17 protein-coding genes are annotated in these 19,453 nt (G+C 42.3%); all 17 read left to right on the top strand.

Going from position 1 to position 19,453, the window contains the following annotated elements; all coding sequences use genetic code 11:
- The first annotated feature begins 12 nt into the window (after positions 1-12).
- The 17 genes from KQP79_RS14395 to rpmA all read left to right on the top strand — a co-directional run bounded on the left by KQP79_RS14395 (position 13) and on the right by rpmA (position 19,339).
- Positions 13-606, top strand: a complete 594-nt coding sequence (locus KQP79_RS14395; RefSeq protein ID WP_004301811.1) for a bifunctional nuclease family protein — start codon at positions 13-15, stop codon at positions 604-606.
- 8 nt (positions 607-614) lie between these two features.
- Complete coding sequence (locus KQP79_RS14390; protein WP_004309858.1) at positions 615-1,313, top strand: 16S rRNA (uracil(1498)-N(3))-methyltransferase; 699 nt, start codon at positions 615-617, stop codon at positions 1,311-1,313.
- A gap of 51 nt (positions 1,314-1,364) precedes the next feature.
- Positions 1,365-2,912, top strand: coding sequence for a DUF4836 family protein (locus tag KQP79_RS14385; RefSeq protein WP_032855970.1), 1,548 nt, complete (start codon positions 1,365-1,367; stop codon positions 2,910-2,912).
- 20 nt (positions 2,913-2,932) lie between these two features.
- Positions 2,933-3,577: an ATP-binding cassette domain-containing protein gene (locus KQP79_RS14380; protein WP_004304608.1), complete on the top strand. Its 645-nt coding sequence runs from the start codon at positions 2,933-2,935 to the stop codon at positions 3,575-3,577.
- Between the two features lie 94 nt (positions 3,578-3,671).
- Entirely contained in the window at positions 3,672-4,877 is a 1,206-nt protein-coding gene (locus KQP79_RS14375) for a hypothetical protein (protein ID WP_004309861.1), read from the top strand.
- A gap of 23 nt (positions 4,878-4,900) precedes the next feature.
- Positions 4,901-7,552, top strand: a complete 2,652-nt coding sequence (locus KQP79_RS14370; protein ID WP_004309862.1) for a TonB-dependent receptor plug domain-containing protein — start codon at positions 4,901-4,903, stop codon at positions 7,550-7,552.
- A gap of 789 nt (positions 7,553-8,341) precedes the next feature.
- A complete protein-coding gene (gene miaA / locus KQP79_RS14365; RefSeq protein ID WP_004309863.1) occupies positions 8,342-9,262 on the top strand; it encodes a tRNA (adenosine(37)-N6)-dimethylallyltransferase MiaA in 921 nt (306 codons plus the stop codon).
- Positions 9,263-9,320: 58 nt separating this feature from the next.
- The gene (locus tag KQP79_RS14360; protein WP_004301802.1) at positions 9,321-10,247 is read left to right on the top strand and encodes a diacylglycerol/lipid kinase family protein; all 927 of its coding nucleotides are present in this window, start codon (positions 9,321-9,323) and stop codon (positions 10,245-10,247) included.
- A 75-nt stretch (positions 10,248-10,322) separates the two neighbouring features.
- Complete coding sequence (kdsA, locus tag KQP79_RS14355; protein WP_008650894.1) at positions 10,323-11,123, top strand: 3-deoxy-8-phosphooctulonate synthase; 801 nt, start codon at positions 10,323-10,325, stop codon at positions 11,121-11,123.
- A gap of 81 nt (positions 11,124-11,204) precedes the next feature.
- A complete protein-coding gene (locus tag KQP79_RS14350) occupies positions 11,205-14,042 on the top strand; it encodes a M16 family metallopeptidase (RefSeq protein WP_004309865.1) in 2,838 nt (945 codons plus the stop codon).
- 23 nt (positions 14,043-14,065) lie between these two features.
- Positions 14,066-15,559, top strand: coding sequence for a DUF5687 family protein (locus KQP79_RS14345; protein ID WP_171036040.1), 1,494 nt, complete (start codon positions 14,066-14,068; stop codon positions 15,557-15,559).
- Between the two features lie 38 nt (positions 15,560-15,597).
- On the top strand, positions 15,598-16,305 hold the full coding sequence (locus tag KQP79_RS14340; protein WP_138343908.1) for an ABC transporter ATP-binding protein: 708 nt from the start codon (positions 15,598-15,600) through the stop codon (positions 16,303-16,305).
- A 25-nt stretch (positions 16,306-16,330) separates the two neighbouring features.
- Positions 16,331-16,954, top strand: a complete 624-nt coding sequence (locus tag KQP79_RS14335) for a C40 family peptidase (RefSeq protein ID WP_004324994.1) — start codon at positions 16,331-16,333, stop codon at positions 16,952-16,954.
- Positions 16,955-16,980: 26 nt separating this feature from the next.
- Positions 16,981-17,865 (top strand): TraB/GumN family protein, encoded by an 885-nt coding sequence (locus KQP79_RS14330; RefSeq protein WP_138343906.1) that lies wholly within the window; start codon positions 16,981-16,983, stop codon positions 17,863-17,865.
- A gap of 38 nt (positions 17,866-17,903) precedes the next feature.
- Complete coding sequence (locus tag KQP79_RS14325; protein ID WP_004309869.1) at positions 17,904-18,542, top strand: HAD-IA family hydrolase; 639 nt, start codon at positions 17,904-17,906, stop codon at positions 18,540-18,542.
- Positions 18,543-18,736: 194 nt separating this feature from the next.
- On the top strand, positions 18,737-19,054 hold the full coding sequence (gene rplU / locus KQP79_RS14320) for a 50S ribosomal protein L21 (protein ID WP_004316691.1): 318 nt from the start codon (positions 18,737-18,739) through the stop codon (positions 19,052-19,054).
- A gap of 21 nt (positions 19,055-19,075) precedes the next feature.
- Positions 19,076-19,339 (top strand): 50S ribosomal protein L27, encoded by a 264-nt coding sequence (gene rpmA / locus KQP79_RS14315; protein ID WP_004301792.1) that lies wholly within the window; start codon positions 19,076-19,078, stop codon positions 19,337-19,339.
- Positions 19,340-19,453: the final 114 nt, after the last annotated feature.

Below are 19,453 nucleotides of genomic sequence, written 5' to 3'. Positions count from 1 at the left end.
TAAAAGAGAACGATGGACAAAAAGGTAGAATTACAAGTTATAAATATCACGAACAGCCAGGCGCAAGTAGGCGCGTTTGCTATGCTATTGGGCGAAGTGGACGGTGAAAGGCAACTGCCTATCATCATCGGTCCAGCGGAAGCCCAGGCTACCGCTTTATATCTGAAAGGAGTGAAAACTCCCCGTCCGTTGACACATGATTTATTTATAACAAGTCTTACTATACTGGGAGCCAGCCTGATACGTGTATTAATTTACAAAGCAAAGGATGGTATTTTCTACTCCTATATTTACCTCAAAAAAGACGAAGAGATTATACGTATCGACGCACGGACTTCAGACGCAGTTGCCCTGGCAGTGCGTGCCGACTGCCCGATTCTTATTTATGAATCTATTCTTGAACAGGAATGTCTTCACATGTCGTCAGAAGAAAGAACCCGTTCTGAAGAAACGGACAACGACGAAGTGGCTGAAGAAGAACATGATTTGCCCGGTGCTACTTCCAGAACGCTTGAAGAAGCACTGGAACAGGCTATTAAAGATGAGAATTACGAGTTAGCCGCGCAGATACGCGATCAAATCAATTCAAGAAATAAAAATCAGTAAGTAATATTATGCACGTATTTTATACTCCAGATATACAGAAAAGCAACGAGCTTCCCGAAGAGGAAGCACAACACTGTATCCGTGTTCTGCGGCTAAGTATCGGAGACGAAATCACGCTTACCGATGGTAAGGGTAACTTCTACAAAGCTGAAATTACTGTTGCAACCAACAAACGTTGTTTCGTAAACATCAAAGAAACCATTTTTCAGGAACCGTTATGGCCGTGCCATTTACACATTGCCATGGCACCGACGAAGAATATGGACCGTAACGAATGGTTTGCAGAGAAAGCTACCGAAATAGGTTTTGACGAACTGACTTTCCTCAACTGCCGTTTCTCGGAACGTAAAGTCATCAAGACCGAACGGATTGAAAAGATTCTGGTATCAGCCATCAAACAATCTCTCAAGGCACGACTGCCAAAATTGAACGAAATGATTGAGTTCGATCAGTTCATCAGGCAGGAGTTTAAAGGACAGAAGTTTATCGCCCACTGTTATGAAGGGGAGAAACCTCTATTGAAGAATGTTCTGAAACCAGGAGAAGACGCCCTTGTTCTGATAGGTCCCGAGGGAGATTTCAGTGAAGAAGAAGTGAAGAAGGCCATCGAACGGGGATTCGTACCGATTAGTCTCGGCAAATCACGGCTCCGTACAGAAACAGCGGCATTGGTGGCCTGCCACACGCTGAATCTGCAAAATCAATAACAGCAGTAAATGTCTGAATCAATGATTATACAACTTTTAAATAACATAAGTATGGCAAAGAAAACGATTTCACGACTCTCGGTACTGGCAGTACTGATTGTTTTTCTGGCAGCATGTTCCAAAACATCGGAATATACAAATGTGATACCGGCTGACGCTTCGGTAGTTGCCTCTATCAACCTTAAATCCCTCGCAAGCAAAGCGGGATTGGATGATAAAGAGAATGAAGCTGCTAAACAAAAAGTACTGGAAGCACTGAAAAGCGGAATGAATGCGGCCACATTCCAACAACTGGAAAAGGTTATGAAGAATCCGGGCGAATCGGGAATCGATGTTGAATCTCCATTCTATGTGTTCTCTTCATCTTCTTTCCCTTATCCTACTGTTGTAGGTAAAGTGAACAATGAAGATAAGTTGCATGCTTCACTCGACGTGATGGCAAAAGAACAGATCTGCCAACCGGTAGGCGAAGCTGACGGTTACAGTTTTACAACGATGAATAGCGGTTTGCTTGTTTTCAATAGTTCTACTATATTGGTAGTCAATGTCAGCGGAACAACTCAAACTGATAAAGCCAAAGAAGCCATTACTAATTTGTTGAAACAGACAGCAAGCAATAGTATCGTGAAATCAGGAGCTTTCCAGAAAATGGAGAAACAGAAAAATGATATTAACTTCTTTGCTTCCATGACAGCTATTCCTTCAACCTACCGCGATCAGATAACCATGGGATTACCTACTGAAGTGAAAGCGGAAGACATCACTCTGATAGGAGGACTGAACTTTGAAAAAGGAAAGATTGCCCTCAAAACAGAAAACTATACTGAAAACGAAGCAGTGAAAGCTCTCCTAAAAAAACAAATGGAATCTGTTGGAAAAGCGAACAATACTTTCGTTAAATACTTCCCGGCTTCTACCCTGATGTTCTTCAACGTAGGTGTAAAAGGAGGCGAACTGTATAACCTGTTGAGCGAAAACAAGGAATTCCGCAACACAGTATCTATCGCTAAGGCAGACGAAGTAAAAGAGTTGTTCAGCTCGTTCAATGGTGATATTTCTGCAGGATTAATCAACGTAACGATGAGCAGTGCTCCCACTTTCATGATGTACGCTGACGTGAAGAACGGCAATGCTCTTGAAATGATTTACAAGAACAAGGAATCATTGGGATTGAAGAGAGGGGAAGATATCATGCAACTTGGCAAAGACGAATATGTCTACAAGACAAGAGGCATGAATATATTCTTCGGCATCAAGGATAAACAAATGTATGCAACCAATGATGAGTTACTCTACAAAAACGTAGGTAAAGCTGCCGACAAATCAGTCAAAGATGCTCCTTATGCATCGGATATGAAGGGAAAGAGCCTATTTATAGCAATCAATGCCGAAGCAATCCTCGATCTGCCTATCGTTAAAATGGTAGCAGGTTTCGGAGGACAGGAAGCTAAGACATATATCGAACTGGCCAACAAGGTTTCTTACCTGTCCATGAGTTCGGAAGGGAAAGTCAGCGAGATCGACCTCTGCCTGAAAGACAAAGATGTAAATGCCCTCAAACAAATTGTAGACTTTGCCAAGCAATTTGCCGGCATGTAATAAATGTATAAACCAACGGTATGAATAGTATTCACTTACAGCAAACACTTCCCCAAGTGTTTGCTGACCGTAATTCGGTGACTTCGGACGTATGGCATCAGGATCTTTTCTTCCGGAAAGGAGAAATGTATCTGATTGAAGCTGCTTCCGGCACCGGCAAATCTTCGTTGTGCAGCTATATCTATGGCTACCGCAACGACTATCAGGGGATTATTAATTTCGATGAAACCAATATCAAAGCATACTCCGTGAAGCAATGGGTCGACCTGCGAAAGCATTCACTAAGTATGCTTTTTCAAGATTTACGCATCTTCACCGAACTTAGCGCTCTTGAAAATGTGCAATTGAAGAATAACCTCACCGGATGCAAAAAGAAAAAAGAAATCTTATCGTTCTTCGAACAACTGGGGATCGCAGATAAAATAAATGTGAAAGCCGGCAAGCTATCTTTCGGACAGCAACAGCGCGTCGCCTTTATCCGGGCGCTCTGCCAGCCGTTCGACTTTTTATTTCTGGATGAACCGATCAGCCACCTGGACGATGATAACAGCCGCATCATGGGTGAACTTATCATCGCCGAAGCAAAGGCACAAGGAGCCGGAGTGATCGCCACTTCCATCGGTAAACATATCGAGTTGCCTTACAACCATACACTTCAACTGTAGTAAGCTGGTTAATAACAGGTAGCAGGTAATAAACAACCTCTTTTCACAGCATCATTTCAAATCGTAAATCGTAAATTGTAAAATCGTAAATAAAATGCCAACTCTTGTCTGGAAGCTTCTCCGCCAACATATCAGTATCGGTCAATTAGCCGGTTTCTTTTTAGCCAACCTATTCGGCATGATGATTGTATTGCTTAGCGTACAGTTTTATAAAGATGTCATTCCGGTATTCACCGAAGGAGACAGCTTTATGAAAAAGGATTTCATCATAGCTACAAAGAAAATCAGTGCTCTCGGTTCTTTTGCAGGAAAGAGTAATACATTCTCTGCCGAAGAAATTGCGGATCTGAAAAAGCAACCGTTTACCAAAACAATAGGAGCTTTCACTCCTTCTCAATTCAAAGTTTCAGCAGGATTGGGAATGAAGGAAGCCGGTATTCATCTTTCCACAGATATGTTTTTTGAGTCTGTTCCCGATGAGTTTGTCGACATCAAACTCGATAAATGGCATTTCGATGAACACACACATACCATACCCATTATCATTCCGCGCAACTATCTGAACCTTTATAACTTCGGTTTTGCGCAAAGCCGCAGCCTCCCCAAACTATCGGAAGGGTTAATGAGTCTGATTCAAATGGACATTATGATGCGTGGCAACGGACGGGTGGAACAGTACAAAGGAAACATTGTCGGTTTCTCCAATCGTCTGAATACGATTCTTGTTCCCCAGTCCTTTATGAAATGGGCTAATGAGAATTTCGCACCGAATGCAGAAGCCCAACCGGCACGATTGATTATCGAGGTTAGCAATCCGGCAGATTCCGCCATCGCCAGTTATTTTCAGAAGAAAGGATATGAAACGGAAGATGGTAAGCTGGATGCCGGAAAAACAACTTATTTCCTCCGTCTTATCGTAGGTATTGTATTGGGAGTGGGTTTATTTATCAGTATCCTTTCATTCTATATACTGATGTTGAGCATCTTCCTGCTTTTACAAAAGAATACAACCAAGCTGGAAAGTCTATTACTAATCGGATACAGTCCCAACAAGGTAGCATTGCCTTATCAGTTGCTCACGGTAGGATTGAACGTTATTGTGCTTGTATTATCCATCGGATTAGTCTCCTGGTTGCGCAGTTATTACATAGACAGTATCCGCATCCTATTTCCACAGCTGGAAACCGGATCATTATGGGCAGCAATCAGTATGGGTATTCTATTATTTATCGTTGTATCGGTGATTAACATACTGGCAGTAAAAAAGAAAGTGCTTTCGATCTGGATGCACAAATCATAGATGTAGAATCAAACACATAACGTATGAAAAACAAAACTACATTTTCTATCCATAGAGGCTTAATAGCTTTCTTTTTCGGAATACTGTTCTGTTTTGCCCCATTGTCAGGGCAAAACGTACAAGATACAATTATTGCGTATTTTAATCTACTGGAAAAAGTCCCACAGGAGAAACTCTACTTACATCTGGACAAGCCCTTTTATGGGGCAGGAGAAAAAATATGGTTCAAGGGATATCTGGTAAACTCTGTTACACATCAAGATAATACACAAAGCAACTTCATCATTACAGAGCTTGTCAACCGTTCCGACTCTATTGTAGAACGGAAAAAGATCCGTAGAGATTCATTGGGTTTTCATAATGCTTTCACCCTCCCTCCCACTCTCCCTGCAGGTGATTATTATTTGCGGGGATATAGCAACTGGATGCTTAATCAGGAACCGGAATTCTTTTATTCACGCAATCTGAAAATCGGTAATTCGATTGATAATACGATTGTTTCAAATATTGAGTATCAGCAAGAAGACGAATCACATTATACAGCCAAGGTAAGATTTACCAGCAATACCCAAGAGGCTTTCGGAAATACTGCCATCCGCTACCGCTACATTGAAAACGGAAAGATTAAAGATAAAGGTAAAAGAAAGACAGACGAGAATGGGTTGATTTCTATTTCCCTGCCGGATTTGAAGCCTATTGCCACACGCCACATTGAAGTAGAGTTCGATGATCCCCAATATATTTATAAAAAGACTTTCTATCTGCCTTCGTTTACAAAAGACTTTGATGTTAAGTTCTTCCCGGAAGGAGGTGCTCTCCTGACCGTTGCTCATCAGAATATAGCTTTCAAGGCTCAAGGATCGGATGGCTTTTCTACAGAAATAGAAGGATTCCTGTTCGATGCCAACGGAGACACATTGACAGCTTTCCGCTCGGAGCATGACGGCATGGGAGTTTTCACACTGAATCCGACTGTGGGAAACTCTTACTATGTGATTGCCAAATCCGGTGACGGTATCAGTAAACGATTCGACCTCCCAGCTGTAGAAGAAAAAGGAATCACACTTTCCATGACACATTATAAAAAGGAAATCCGTTACGAAATCCAGAAAACAGAAGCTACCGAATGGCCTCAAAAGTTATTCTTGATTGCGCACACTCGTGGAAAGCTGGTCATCCTGCAGCCAGTCAGTATCGACAGGACTTTTGGAAGAATGAACGACAGTTTATTCAACGCAGGCATCACCCATTTCATGCTGATCGACCAACAGGGCAACGCACTTAGCGAATGCCTGGTTTTCATACCCGACCGGAATCCGCATCAATGGCAAATTCTTGCAGATAAGCCGACATACGGAAAAAGAGAAAAGGTATCCCTGCAAATTTCAGCAAAAGACGATAACGGTACTCCGGTAGAAGGTAGTTTTTCCATCAGCATTACCGACAGAAAGAGTATCCGCCCGGATTCGCTTGCTGACAATATCGTATCGAATTTTCTATTGACCTCCGACTTAAAAGGATATGTAGAAAATCCCGGATATTATTTTTTGCAGCAAGACCTCCGGACTCTCCGCACGGTAGACTTCCTGATGATGACGCACGGATGGCGCAGACACCATATCCAGAATGTACTGACTGCACCTTCAATGAACCTCACCAACTATATGGAAAAGGGGCAAACTATCAGCGGACGTATCAAAGGTTTCTTTGGAGGTAACGTTAAGAAAGGACCTATTTGTATTCTGGCTCCCAAACAGAACATCATCGCCACTACCACCACAGACGAAAAAGGAGAGTTTATCGTGAACACATCTTTCAGAGATAGCACGACTTTCCTTGTTCAGGCACGTACCAAAAGAGGATTTGCCGGAGTGGACATCGTGATTGACACTCCTCAATACCCGGCAACTTCGCACAAGTCTCCTTTCCATGATGGAACAGCAACGTTTATGGAAGATTATTTGCTCAACACCCGCGACCAATATTACATGAAAGGTGGAATGAGAGTGTACAATCTGAAAGAAGTGGTAGTCACTGGAAGTCGTAAAAAGGCCAGTTCAGAAAGTATTTACACAGGAGGTATCAACACCTACACGATCGAAGGGGACAGACTGGAAGGATTCGGTGCGCAAACAGCTTTTGATGCAGTTACCAGACTTCCGGGCATTAGCGTGACAAACGGAAATGAAATACATATCCGCAACAATCCCGAGCAACCTGTCATTGTTGTTGACGACGTGGTGTATGAAGACGATAACGACATCTTGACCATGATACAAACCAGTGATATGTCGAGCTTGAGCCTTCTTCGCGGTGCCGATGCAGCGATCTTAGGTTCCCGCGGTTCGGCAGGTGCTATCGTTATTACGCTGAAAGACGGCAAAGATATCCCGGCAAGACCGGCACAAGGTATTATCACGTGCACTCCACTAGGGTACAGCGACTCGGTCGAATTCTACCATCCGACTTATGATACGCCCGAAAAAAAGAATGACCAACGCTCGGATTTACGAAGTACGATCTATTGGAATCCTACCCTTCAACTGGATGCCAATGGAAAAGCAACTATCGAATACTATACTCCGGACAGCACTGCACCGGAAGATATAACCATAGAAGGTGTGGATAAAAACGGAAAGGTATGCCGAATCATACAGACAATAAACAACAGATAAATGTGGAAATGATTTTGAATGCTAGGTTTATAGACTTACGCAAGTAAGCACAACTCTATTAAGGCACCTTTATCTTTATTCTATCAAGCAGGTATACATCTGTTAAGCTACCGATATCATTCATTCACCACGGCCGTGGTGAGATCTTCCCACGGCCGTGAGAAGAAGCTACCACGACTGTGGGAAGAAGCTACCACGGCCGTGGAGAACTAACAAGAACGGTACTCTAGCAGAACAATAAAGGCACTCTAGCTGAACAATGCCAGTATCTTTAAGCTACTTTACCCGTATCTCCGTGTTATTCTATCAGCATACTAGAGTTATCACACCTGATTTTTCAACACAACCTTAGTGGTAATATAACGTAAAAACATACAGATATACAGAAGTTATCACAAAAATAGCATCATGATAAAAAAGGAGATAAACAACTGTTTATCAAATAGTTACACTATTTAATCAGCAAAAACAAAGCTGACAATAAAAAAACAAGACCTTTATTGTCAGCCTATTGTCAGCTCCTATCATCAGCCATATTCCACTAAAAATCAAAAGATTAGCTACTATCATGACAGATTGACAATAAAAACAACACAAATATCATAGTAGATAATATCAGATGGCGGTATTCTCATACACTTCATTATTATTAGATTGAATACCACCAATTAGAGGTTAAAATACAAATTAACCTTCCCTATCCCCCTTATTAATCTTGATAAAAAAGCGATTGAATACCAAACAGGTTAAAAATATTTCGTAATTTTGCAGATATAAAAGAATGAAGCTATGCCGGACTATGATTTAATCGCCATACTCGGACCTACAGCCTCGGGTAAAACTCCCTTTGCCGCTGCCTTGGCCTATGAACTCAACACAGAAATTATCAGTGCCGATTCCCGTCAGATATATAGAGGAATGGATCTCGGTACAGGAAAAGATTTGGCCGACTATACCGTAAACGGACGTACAATCCCCTATCATCTGATTGACATCGCAGACCCCGGATATAAATACAATGTGTTTGAATATCAACGTGATTTCTTGAATTCTTACGAAAGCATCAAACAAAAAGGCTGTCTTCCCGTTTTATGTGGAGGGACAGGTATGTATCTGGAATCCGTGTTGAAAGGATATAAACTGATGCCCGTACCGGAAAATCAGGAATTACGCAACCGTTTGGCAAATCATTCGCTGGAAGAGTTGACGGAAATGCTAAGTCAATACAAGGTTTTGCATAACTCTACCGATGTGGATACCGTAAAACGGGCGATACGTGCGATAGAAATTGAAGAGTATTATGCAGCCCATCCGGTTCCCGAAAGAGAATTTCCGGAACTGAACAGTCTCATCATCGGAGTGGACATTGACCGGGAACTGCGCCGTGAAAAGATCACCCACCGATTGAAACAACGATTGGATGAAGGAATGGTGGACGAGGTAAGACGATTGATCGAACAGGGAATTACACCGGACGATCTCATCTACTATGGACTGGAATACAAATACCTGACATTATACGTCATAGGCAAACTGACTTATGAAGAAATGTTCAATGGTTTGGAGATAGCCATCCATCAGTTTGCCAAGCGACAAATGACCTGGTTCCGCGGCATGGAAAGAAGAGGATTTACGATCCATTGGATGAATGCAGAGCTGCCAATGGAAGAAAAGATAGCTTTTGTAAAAGAGAAACTGCAAGGGAATTAGTATCTTTGGCAGTTATTATAGTGCGATTTTTAATACACAATAGGATAGATAAACAAATATGAGTGTAGAACCGAAGAAATGGGGAGTGATTTACAACCCAAAAGCTGGTACCCGAAAGGTAAAGAAGCGCTGGAAAGAAATTAAGGAGTACATGGACAGTAAAGGTGTAGACTATGACTATGTACAATCCGAAGGTTTCGGTTCGGTAGAGCGTCTCGCTAAAATTTTGGCCAACAATGGTTATCGCACGATTGTCATTGTGGGAGGTGATGGGGCATTGAACGATGCCATCAATGGCATTATGCTATCCGATGCCGAAGACAAAGAGAACATCGCCCTCGGCATGATTCCGAACGGTATCGGAAATGACTTCGCCAAATATTGGGGACTTAGCACCGAATACAAGCCGGCTGTCGACTGTATCATCAATCATCGGTTGAAGAAAATAGATGTAGGCTACTGCAACTTCTACGACGGAAACGAACACCAGCGTCGCTATTTCCTCAATGCCGTTAATATCGGACTGGGAGCACGAATCGTTAAAATCACCGATCAGACCAAACGTTTCTGGGGGGTGAAGTTCCTTTCATACGTTGCTGCCCTGTTCTCCCTCATTTTCGAACGGAAGCTCTACAGAATGCATCTCCGCATCAATGATGAACATATCCGTGGACGCATCATGACCGTATGTATAGGCAGTGCCTGGGGATGGGGACAAACTCCCAGTGCCGTTCCATACAACGGATGGCTGGATGTATCTGTAATCTACCGCCCGGAATTCCTGCAAATTATTTCCGGACTATGGATGCTGATTCAGGGAAGAATCCTGAATCACAAAGTGGTGAAAAGCTACCGGACGAGAAAAGTAAAGGTACTCCGGGCACAGAATGCAGCGGTGGATTTGGACGGGCGTTTGTTGCCTAAACATTTTCCTTTAGAAGTAGGCGTGCTCCCGGAAAAGACAACGCTTATCATCCCCAACTAATCAGGATCACTCCCCCCAAGGAGAGAGACATATACTCACAATCTAATTGATAATTTGTAATTGGTAAATAATAAAATGATAGAACTTAAGAACAACCCCACCGGCAACTTTTTCCTGTTGGCCGGTCCGTGTGTGATAGAAGGTGAAGAAATGGCAATGCGCATTGCCGAACGAGTAGTAAAGATCACCGAAGCACTGCAAATACCTTATGTATTCAAAGGTTCTTACCGTAAGGCAAACCGCTCACGTCTGGATTCGTTTACCGGCATTGGCGATGAGAAAGCACTCAAAGTATTGAGAAAGGTACATGAGACTTTCGGAGTCCCCACCGTAACCGATATCCATACCGCAGATGAAGCTGCAATGGCAGCCGAATACGTGGACATACTTCAAATCCCGGCTTTTCTTTGTCGCCAGACCGACTTGTTGGTTGCCGCAGCCAAAACCGGAAAAACGATTAACATCAAGAAAGGACAGTTCCTTTCACCGCAGGCAATGCAGTTTGCTGCCGACAAAGTGGTGGAAGCCGGAAACAAGAATGTGATGCTTACCGAACGTGGAACAACTTTCGGCTATCAAGATCTTGTTGTAGACTACCGTGGTATCCCCGAAATGCAGTCATTTGGCTATCCGGTGATTCTGGATGTCACTCACTCCTTGCAGCAACCCAACCAAACCAGTGGGGTAACAGGAGGAATGCCGCAGTTGATAGAGACTGTCGCCAAAGCAGGTATCGCCGTAGGTGCCGACGGAATATTCATCGAAACACATGAAAACCCTGCCGTAGCCAAAAGCGATGGTGCCAATATGTTAAAGTTAGACCTTCTGGAAGGACTGTTAACTAAGCTAGTCAGGATACGGGAAGCTATAAAATAACTCTTTTCCCTGTCTATTTGTGATTTACAACCAAGCACAACGACAAATAACACAGAAATATTTATTTAAACTAAATAGAACATGAAACATTTATTACGTGGATTATTTATTGCAGTCCTTTTTATATGCTGCAATTTCCAGCTCGCACTTGCACAACCCATGCAAGAGTTACCTGTGGACAAGAATGTTCGTATCGGTAAACTAGACAACGGGCTTACCTATTACATTCGCCACAACGCCCTTCCCGAAAAACGAGTTGAATTCTACATCGCCCAGAAAGTAGGTTCCATTCTTGAGGAACCACAACAACGTGGTCTGGCACACTTTCTGGAGCACATGGCTTTCAACGGAACAAAGCACTTCCCAGGTGATGAAACCGGACTTGGCATCGTGCCCTGGTGTGAAACAAAAGGTATCAAATTCGGCACGAACCTGAATGCATATACCAGTGTCGACCAGACGGTGTACAACATCAGCAACGTACCAACTGAAAATATAAACGTGGTAGACTCTTGTCTGCTGATCCTTCACGACTGGTCGAACGCTATCAACCTTGCCGACAAGGAAATTGACAAAGAGCGTGGTGTTATCCGCGAAGAATGGAGAAGCCGCAACAGTGGTATGCTTCGCATCATGACTGATGCACAGTCGACTCTGTATCCGGATTCTAAATATTCAGACTGTATGCCTATCGGAAGTATTGATGTTATCAACAACTTCCCTTATCAGGATATCCGCGATTATTATGCGAAATGGTATCGTCCGGACTTACAAGGAATCGTTATTGTAGGTGATATCAATGTAGATGAAATTGAAGCTAAACTGAAAAAGGTATTTGCAGATGTAAAAGCTCCGGTAAACCCGGCCGAACGTATCTACTATCCAGTGGCAGATAATCAGGAACCGCTTATCTATATCGGTACAGACAAGGAAGTGAAGAATCCTTATGTGAACATCTTCTTCAAACAAGACGCTACACCGGATTCTTTGAAAAACACCATTGCTTATTATGCTACTCAGTATATGGTCAGCATGGCTATGAATATGCTGAACAACCGTTTGAACGAACTCCGTCAAACCGCTAATCCTCCTTTCACTAGTGCAAGCGCAGAATATGGAAACTATTTCCTTGCCAAGACTAAAGAAGCACTCGCACTTGATGCAAGCAGCAAAATAGACGGTATCGATTTAGCAATGAAAACTGTTTTGGAAGAAGCGGAACGTGCACGCCGCTTCGGATTTACCGCTTCAGAATATGAACGCGCACGCGCCAACTATTTGCAAGCCGTAGAATCTGCTTACAACGAACGTGAAAAGACTAAAAGTGGTTCTTACGTCAACGAATACGTTAACAATTTCCTTGAAAAAGAACCGATTCCGGGAATTGAAGTTGAATATACACTGGTAAACAAACTGGCTCCGAATATCCCTGTAGAAGCTGTCAATCAGGTGATGCAACAACTAATCACTGACAACAATCAGGTGGTTTTGCTGGCCGGTCCGGAAAAAGAAGGAGCAAAATACCCTACTAAAGAAGAAATTGCTGCTTTATTGAAACAAATGAAGTCATTCGATCTGAAACCTTATGAAGATAAAGTTTCTAACGAACCGCTGATCTCTGAAGATATTAAAGGCGGTAAGATTGTTTCTGAAAAAGCTGGCGAAATCTATGGTACAACTAAGTTGGTACTTTCCAACGGCGTAACCGTATATGTGAAACCAACTGATTTCAAGGCTGACCAGATTGTAATGAAAGGTGTAAGCTTCGGTGGTACCAGCGTATTCCCGAACGAAGAAATTATCAATATCTCTCAATTAAACGGAGTAGCTCTAGTAGGTGGAATCGGTAATTTCAGCAAAGTAGATCTGGGTAAAGCTTTGGCTGGCAAACGTGCAAACGTAGGTGCGGGTATCGGCAACACTACGGAAACTGTTTCCGGTAGCTGTGCTCCGAAAGACTTTGAGACAATGATGCAGCTTACTTATCTGACTTTCACATCTCCGCGTAAGGATAACGAAGCATTCGAATCTTACAAGAACCGTTTGAAAGCTGAACTTCAAAATGCAGACGCTAACCCGATGACTGCTTTCAGTGACACTATTACAAGCGTACTATACGGTCACCATCCACGCGCTATCAGAATGAAAGAAAACATGGTAGACCAGATCAACTATGACCGTATTCTTGAAATGTACAAAGACCGCTACAAAGATGCAAGTGATTTCACTTTCTTCCTGGTAGGAAACGTAGACTTGGCTACAATGAAACCGTTAATCGCCAAATATCTGGGAGGTCTGCCATCTATCAACCGTAAAGAGACTTTCAAAGATAACAAGATGGACATCCGCAAGGGAGAGATCAAAAATGTATTTGCGAAAGCACAGGAAACTCCGATGGCTACCATCATGTTCCTTTATAGCGGCACTTGCAAATATGACTTGCGCAACAATGTCCTGCTTAGCTTCTTAGATCAGGCTCTGGATTTGGTTTACACTGCTGAAATCCGTGAAAAAGAAGGAGGTACATACGGTGTAAGCTGTAACGGAAGTCTTGGTAAATACCCGAAAGAGGAACTTGTTCTTCAGATTGTATTCCAAACTGACCCTGCCAAGAAAGATAAATTGTCTGCTGTTGTTGTAGAACAACTTCACAAAATGGCAAAAGAAGGTCCGTCTGCCGAACACATGCAGAAGATCAAAGAATATATGCTGAAGAAGTATAAAGACGCCCAGAAAGAAAACGGCTACTGGCTTAATAATATGGACGAATACCTCTACACGGGTGTAGATAATACAAAAGACTATGAAAAGTTGGTCAACAGCATTACAGCGAAAGAAGTGCAAGACTTCCTCGCCAAATTGCTGAAACAGAACAACGAAATTCAAGTCATCATGACCGTGCCGGAAGAAAACAAATAAAAATTCTCTAGTATATCTACCGAATGATGATATTCAACGAATTACGCAAACATGGAAGGCTTGCCGCCAAACGGCATCCGATGTATGAAAAGAACAAAGTTGCTAAAATACTCGGTTATGTCATGGGCGCATTCTGGGCTGGTTACCTGATATTCTTCGGTACGACGTTCGCGTTCGGATTTTCTGATATGGTTCCCAACCGGGAACCATATCATGTGATGAACGCAGTGGTTCTGATCTTTATCCTGGCACTGGACTTTCTGTTGCGTGTTCCGTTTCAAAAAACACCGACGCAGGAGGTAAAACCTTACCTCCTGCTGCCGGTTAAACGAATTCGTGTCATCGACTTTTTACTAATCCGCTCGGGACTAAGCCTGTTCAACCTGTTCTGGTTGTTTCTGTTTGTCCCTTTTTCCTTCATCACTATTACCAAGTTTTTCGGTATCCCCGATGTCATCACCTATCTTATCGGTATCTTGCTATTGATTATTGCCAATAATTACTGGTACTTGCTTTGCCGCACTCTTATCAACGAACGTATTTGGTGGATTCTATTACCTATTGCTTTCTACGGTGGAATAGGCTGCCTTCTTTTTATTCCCGAAGATAGTCCTCTCTTCTATTTCTTCATGGATCTGGGAGACGGATACATACAGGGCAACATTCTCTATTTTCTCGGCACCATACTTGTGATTGCCATTTTATGGTTGATTAACCGCAAGATCATGTCCGGACTTATCTATGCAGAGCTGGCAAAAGTAGAAGATAGTCAGATTAAACATGTCTCCGAATATAAATTCTTCGAACGCTACGGGGAAGTTGGCGAATATATGAGGCTGGAACTGAAAATGCTTTTACGCAACCGCCGCTGCAAAGGTGCATTACGCAATATCGCAATTGTAGTGGTGGCTTTCTCCGTCGCACTTAGCTTTTCCAGTGTCTACGACGGGAATTTCATGACTTCTTTCATCTGTGTATACAACTTTGCCGTATTCGGAATGATTATCCTTTCACAGATTATGTCATTCGAAGGTAATTACATTGATGGCCTGATGTCTCGTAAAGAATCAATTATGAGTCTACTGAAAGCCAAATATTACACATACAGCATTGGCGAAATCATACCTTTCATACTCATGATTCCCGCCATCATCATGAATAAACTCACTTTACTGGGCGCCTTCGCCTGGTTTTTCTATACCATCGGCTTTATTTATTTCTGTTTTTTCCAACTGGCTGTCTACAACAAACAGACGGTCCCCTTAAACGAGAAAGTGGCAAGCCGACAAACGAATAGCGCTATACAGATGGTGGTTAATTTCGCTGCTTTCGGTGTGCCTCTCATCTTATACAGTCTATTAAATGCATTTTTAGGTGAAACAATCACTTACATTATTCTGTTAGTTGTCGGTCTCGGATTTACCCTGACTTCTCCTTTATGGATTAAAAATGTATATCATCGTTTCATGAAACGGCGATACGAAAACATGGAAGGCTTCAGAGACAGCCGCCAATAAACGCTCATGAATCATTAACCATATAAACATTGAAGATCATGATTATCATTGACAAACTTAAAAAGAATTTCGGTGAGAAGATTGCCGTAGACATAGAACACTACGAAATCAATCAAGGCGATATGCTCGGATTGGTGGGAAACAACGGTGCCGGTAAAACAACTCTCTTCCGAATCATGCTGGATCTGTTAAAAGCAGACGATGGTAAGGTGATTATTAATGATATTGATGTCAGCCAAAGCGAAGACTGGAAAAGCATTACCGGTGCTTTCATTGACGATGGTTTTCTGATTGATTATCTCACTCCGGAAGAATATTTCTATTTCATCGGAAAGATGTACGGACTAAAGAAAGAAGAAGTGGACGAACGTCTGATTCCTTTCGAACGTTTTATGAGTGGAGAAGTGATCGGGCACAAGAAGCTAATCCGTAACTACTCCGCAGGTAACAAGCAAAAGATCGGAATTATTTCTGCCATGCTTCATTACCCGCAATTACTGATACTGGACGAACCATTCAACTTTCTCGATCCAAGTTCTCAGTCTATCATCAAACATCTGCTCAAGAAATATAATGAGGAGCATCAAGCTACGGTTATCATATCCAGTCACAATCTCAATCATACCGTAGATGTATGTCCGAGGATTGTTTTATTGGAACACGGTGTCATCATCCGGGATATTATCAACGAGGACAACTCCGCAGAGAAAGAACTGGAGGATTATTTTAATGTAGAAGAAGAGTAAACGGTAAATAGGAAATGATAAAATAATGAATGGTAAGTATCCATCCTTACTAAAATTATTGCATAAACTAATTATGATGAGATATATAACAGAAAAGTCTGATACCCATAAGTCTAGTATAAAGAAACCTGATAGAAAGAAAAGATACTTCCTGCAATTCATCCTTTTATTAGGACTGATTGCCAGCCTTAGTTCCTGCCGCACTTCCGCACCCCGGCTGGATTATCAAGCATTGGCACGAGCTTCTATATTGTTGGGGGTAGATATTAATATGGAGGATAACCATAAGCTCTATCTGGAAGCAGCCGACTGGATAGGGGTTCCCTATCGTGGTGGAGGTGATTCGAAACGAGGAGCCGACTGTTCGGGATTAGTTTATCAAGTGTACCGTAAGGTATACCGCACCCAAGTGCCGCGTAACACGGAAGATCTAAAAAAAGAAAGCAATAAAGTCGCCAAACGGAATCTCCGGGAAGGAGACTTGGTATTCTTCACCAGCAGTCGTTCAAAAAATAAAGTAGCTCATGTAGGCATTTACCTCAAAAACGGTAAGTTTATTCATTCCAGCACCAGTAAAGGAGTGATCGTCAGCAACTTGAACGAAAACTATTATACCAAACACTGGATAAGCGGCGGCAGGATACGTTAATTATCAACTTCTAATGATATAAAATTATGAAATCATTCATCGGAGCAGTTCTATTTATTTGCGTGGCATTCAGCGCCAATGCACAGCTTTTATGGAAAGTGTCCGGCAACGGACTGAACCAACCTTCCTACATCATAGGCACTCACCATCTAGCACCGTTCAGCATCATGGATAGCATTGCCGGACTTAAAAAGGCTATGAATGAAACTCAACAAGTATATGGAGAGATAAAAATGTCGGAAATGCAATCGCCTGCCACCATGGAAAAGATGCAAAAGGCAATGATGATTGAAAGTGATACCACGCTAAACTCTCTCCTTTCTCCGAAAGACTTTGAGACTGCTAATAAATTCTGCAAAGAAAACCTGATGGTAGATTTAAATATGGCTCCGAAGCTAAAACCTGCCTTCTTATTAAATAATGTAGTGGTGATGGCTTACGTAAAACATATAGGGAAATTCAACCCGCAAGAGCAACTCGACACATTCTTTCAAAGTCAAGCCATCCAAAACGGAAAAAAGGTGGACGGACTGGAAACTGCAGAATTCCAATTCAACCTGCTTTTCAATGGCAGTTCACTACAACGGCAAGCACAACTATTAATGTGCACTCTTAACCATATAGAGACTGAAGTAGAAAACCTGAAAAAGCTCACAAACGCCTACATGAACCAAGATCTGAACACCATGCTTAAAATCAGCGAAGAGCGTAAAGGCGATCAATGTGACGCACTTCCCGGCGAAGAAGATACCATGATTTACAACCGTAATAAAGCATGGGCTGAAAAACTACCGGCAATCATGAAGGCTGCCCCGACTTTTGTTGCAGTAGGCGCCCTGCACCTCCCCGGAGAAAAAAGATTATTAAACTTACTAAAAAGACAAGGATACACAGTAGAAGCTGTGAAATAAGAAAAGTATTTAGTACTTTTGCGGAAAAGTTTTCCCCAATGAACTACAAAACCTATTTATTCGATTTCGACTACACACTAGCCGATTCGTCGCGTGGTATCGTTAAGTGTTTCAGAATTGTGCTTACCCGGCATCAGTATTTAACCGTTACTGATGAAGCTATCAAGCGTACAATCGGCAAAACATTGGAAGAATCATTCAGTATCCTTACCGGAATTACCAACCCGGCACAGCTGGAGGCCTTCCGGCAGGAGTACAGACTGGAAGCTGATGTACACATGAATGTAAATACCCGTCTTTTTCCCGACACATTGTCTACACTGAAAGAATTGAAGAAACGGGGTGCCCGCGTCGGAATTATCTCTACCAAGTATCGTTTCCGGATATTGAGTTATCTGGAAGAATTTCTGCCTAAAGATTTTCTTGATATAGTAGTGGGAGGAGAAGATGTAAAAGCACCGAAACCTTCGCCGGAAGGAGTTAAATTTGCATTGGAACATCTGGGAAGTAGCCCCGAAGAGACATTGTATATTGGAGATAGCACCGTAGATGCCGAAACAGCGCAGAATGCAGGAGTCGATTTTGCAGGTGTGCTGAACGGAATGACAACGGGAGAGGAACTTCGTGTTTATCCACACAAAATCATTATGCAGAATTTAGGAGAATTAGTCCAATAGGCTACAATGAGAGCTAAAATGCTCATTTATTTGCCGTAATCATTTTATCTCCTATAAAAAATAAAAGAAATATTTGTCGGGAACGAATAAAAATAGTACTTTTGTGCCCGATTATTCCGCAACGGGTTCGATAAAGAGTTCTTTAAGTGATTAAAGACCACCCGCCGGAGCTAACTTATACATTTATATATAAGATGTACGCAATTGTAGAGATTAACGGTCAGCAATTTAAAGCAGAAGCTGGTCAAAAGTTGTTCGTTCACCACATCGAAGGTGCAGAAAACGGTTCAACAGTAGAATTTGAAAAAGTTCTTTTGGTAGACAAAGACGGAAACGTAACAGTAGGTGCTCCTACCGTAGAAGGCGCTAAAGTTGTTTGCCAGGTTGTTTCAAACTTGGTTAAAGGCGACAAAGTTCTTGTTTTCCACAAGAAAAGAAGAAAAGGACACAGAAAACTGAACGGTCACCGTCAACAGTTCACTGAATTAACAATTACAGAAGTAGTAGCTTAATCAATTAAAAAGTAAGAAGAAATGGCACATAAGAAAGGTGTCGGTAGTTCTAAGAACGGCCGCGAATCACAAAGTAAAAGATTAGGCGTTAAGATATTTGGTGGCGAAGCTTGCAAAGCAGGTAACATCATCGTTCGTCAAAGAGGTACTGAATTCCACCCGGGTGAAAACATCGGAATGGGTAAAGACCACACTCTTTTCGCTTTAGTAGATGGTACAGTTAGCTTCAAAGTTGGCAAAGAAGACAGAAGATATGTTTCTGTTGTTCCTGCTACTGAGGCATAATTACACAACTGAAAATATTTAAGAGAAGAGGTTGTGTCAAAACGCTGACACAGCCTTTTTTTATGCGCAAAGCCCAGACTTTCTCAAGCCCGGGCTTTGTTATTACCCAAAGTT

It is taken from the genome of Bacteroides sp. DH3716P (assembly GCF_025914115.1).
GTDB classification, from domain to species: Bacteria; Bacteroidota; Bacteroidia; order Bacteroidales; family Bacteroidaceae; genus Bacteroides; species Bacteroides ovatus.
This window is presented reverse-complemented; position numbering and strand designations above follow the sequence as displayed.